This is a genomic window from Streptomyces sp. SID3212 (genome assembly GCF_009865405.1).
Taxonomy (GTDB): domain Bacteria; phylum Actinomycetota; class Actinomycetes; order Streptomycetales; family Streptomycetaceae; genus Streptomyces.
Window position 1 is genome coordinate 1 of sequence record NZ_WWJY01000954.1, and the last position, 1997, is coordinate 1997.

At 71.8% G+C, this 1997-nt stretch carries 2 protein-coding genes and 1 pseudogene; 1 reads left to right on the plus strand and 2 read right to left on the minus strand.

Going from position 1 to position 1997, the window contains the following annotated elements:
* Both GT042_RS28490 and GT042_RS28495 read right to left on the minus strand, forming a co-directional pair.
* A pseudogene (locus tag GT042_RS28490) lies at positions 1 to 358 on the minus strand (diguanylate cyclase); the annotation flags it as partial.
* A gap of 80 nt (positions 359 to 438) precedes the next feature.
* Entirely contained in the window at positions 439 to 1239 is an 801-nt protein-coding gene (locus tag GT042_RS28495; RefSeq protein WP_161311582.1) for an enoyl-CoA hydratase-related protein, read from the minus strand.
* A 175-nt stretch (positions 1240 to 1414) separates the two neighbouring features.
* Here GT042_RS28495 and GT042_RS28500 point away from each other — a divergent pair, with 175 nt between their 5' ends.
* A complete protein-coding gene (locus GT042_RS28500) occupies positions 1415 to 1918 on the plus strand; it encodes a spore-associated protein A (protein WP_237531298.1) in 504 nt (167 codons plus the stop codon).
* The last annotated feature ends 79 nt before the right edge of the window (positions 1919 to 1997 follow it).

The following is a 1997-nucleotide window of genomic DNA, read 5'->3' on the forward strand; positions in this document are numbered from 1 at the left end:
GCTGGTGGCTGTAGCCGGGCGAGCCGGCCGCCGCGCCCTCCGCGGTCTCGACCCAGGCGTTCGGGCCGCCGCCCCCCGCCCACCGCTCGTGCAGGAACTCCGCGATCTCGGGGAACTGGTGGACGGGATACGCCTCGGCCTCCGGGAACTCCTCCTCCCCCGCCACCCGCTCCCCCGCGTTGACGAGCACCTTGAGCCGCCCGAGGTCCCGTTCCCACACGGACAGCGCGGCGAAGCTCCCGCCGAGCGCCTCGCGCGCCCCCTGCGCGGCGGCCCGCCAGGAATCGCGCGGGGCCTGGGCCGACGCCATGGCCTGCGCCAGCGACACCACGGCTCGCAGTCGCCCATCCACTCCCATCGCTCCAGCTTAGGGCGCTTTGGGATAGTTTGATCACTTGGAGCGAGGGCCGCTCACTCTGCGTTCACCCGCTCACCCGCTCACTCACCGGGCCACTGCGGCGTCCGCTTCTCGTTGAACGCCGCGACCCCCTCACGACGGTCGCCGGAGAACGCCACCGACCGCCACGCCGCGTCCTCCACCTCCAGGCCGGCCCGCAGGTCCAGGCCCTGCCCGAGCCGCAGCGCGCGCTTGGCCGCGCGCAGGCCGACGGGCGAGTTCGCGGCGATACGGTCCGCGAGGGCGAGGGCCTCCTCCCGGTCGTCGCCCTCGTCCACGAGCTGGTCGACGAGACCGAGATCACGCGCCTCCGCCGCCTTCACCCGCCGGGCCGAGAAGATCAGCTCCGCCGCGCGGGCCGCACCGACCCGGCGCGGCAGCAGCTGCGTACCGCCCCCGCCGGGAATGACGCCGACCGACACCTCGGGCAGCCCGACGACGGCCGTACGATCCGCGACGATCAGGTCGCAGGCGAGCGCCAGCTCGAACCCGCCGCCCAGCGCGAACCCGTGCACGGCCGCGATCGTGGGCATGGGCAGCTCCAGGACCCCGGTGTACGCGGCCCGCGCGGTCGGCCGCTGCCGTACCAGGTCGGCGTCGGTGAAGGAGTTCCGCTCCTTGAGGTCCGCGCCGACGCAGAACGCGCGCGCGTGGCTGGACGTGAGGACCGTGACCCGTACGTCCCGGTCCGCGCCCAGCGCCGTACACGCGGCGGCGAGGGAACGGGCCATCTCCGTGGACACGGCGTTCATGGCCTTCGGCCGGTCGAGGACCAGCTCGGCGACGTACCCGGACCTCCGTACGACGACAAAGTCCCCGTACCTCTGCTCGGACCCACCCATGGGACACCCCTCCCGGTTAACGACGGTTCACCGAGATCATAAAGGCCCGGCATTTGATGGCGGAAAGTCCCGTACAACTCTTTTCTTGATCGGCTGGTCTGTATTGGTGAGCACACAGAAAGTACTCGTGGAGTTACAGGGGGAAAAATTCATGCGTAAATCTCGTCGTGCGGCCATGGCAGCGGCCCTGACCGCGCTCGCCGTCGGGGCAACGACCACCGCCCTCGTCCAGCCCGCCACCGCCGCACCGTCCGCCGCCGCGGCCCAGGCCGCGTACAACGGGGTCTGCGGCACCGGCTACAAGGTCGTGAACTCGGCGGACATCGGCACCCAGGGCACGGTGTACCTGACGTACAACGCCAAGAGCGGTTACAACTGCGCGGTGACGATCCGCAAGACCAGCGGCTCACCGGTGTACATCTTCACCTCCGTGTCCGTCCCGGACACCTACGAGTCCGGCTCCGACGCCGGCGACTACCGGTCGTACGCCGGACCCGTCTACGTCTACGGAAAGGGCTACTGCGTCGACTGGGCCGGCGGCATCGCCAACCAGGGAGTCTGGACCTACGGCTCGAACTGCGGCGCGCGGGTGGCCACCCGCGTGACGAAGACCGACGGGAAGTCCCTGCGGTCGACGGTCGCCGAGCCGAGCGCGGCGGTCGCGGGCGGTACGCGCTGACGCGGTGGGCTCCGCCTGCTGAGGTGTGCGGGGGCCGCGCGTGGGTGTGCGGGCGCCGCCCGCTGACCCACCCGGGCGG

Bases quoted from the DNA above. Each gene is read 5' to 3' on its own strand.
- GT042_RS28495 (WP_161311582.1), bottom strand. From the start codon at position 1,239: ATGGGTGGGTCCGAGCAGAGGTACGGGGACTTTGTCGTCGTACGGAGG.
- GT042_RS28500 (WP_237531298.1), top strand. From the start codon at position 1,415: ATGGCAGCGGCCCTGACCGCGCTCGCCGTCGGGGCAACGACCACCGCC.